Below are 255 nucleotides of genomic sequence, written 5' to 3'. Positions count from 1 at the left end.
GTGACGGGGAAACACGCCACGCCTATACATTCCGGTTGCGCCAGCAGCATAGTGTGCCGGTGTTGATTGCCTTCAGGCAATGGCTCGAAAAAATATCCGGGAAGATTGCACCCAAAAGCAAGCTCGGCAGGGCCATCTCCTATACGCTGAACCAATGGGATTATCTGGTCCGCTACACCAGTGATGGCCGGGTTCCGATCGACAACAATATACTCGAACGCGATATCAGGCCGTTTTGCACGGGAAGAAAAAGCT

Annotated in this window: 1 protein-coding gene; it reads left to right on the top strand. The window is 52.9% G+C overall.

The window, feature by feature from the left end:
• A partial coding sequence (locus QSJ70_RS27590; protein ID WP_285541401.1) for an IS66 family transposase occupies window positions 1-255 on the top strand: 255 nt, incomplete at both ends.

Source organism: Brucella sp. NBRC 12950, from assembly GCF_030268145.1.
Taxonomy (GTDB): Bacteria; Pseudomonadota; Alphaproteobacteria; order Rhizobiales; family Rhizobiaceae; genus Brucella.
Note: the sequence above shows the minus strand (reverse complement) of the source record. Positions and strands in the feature narration are given on the sequence as shown.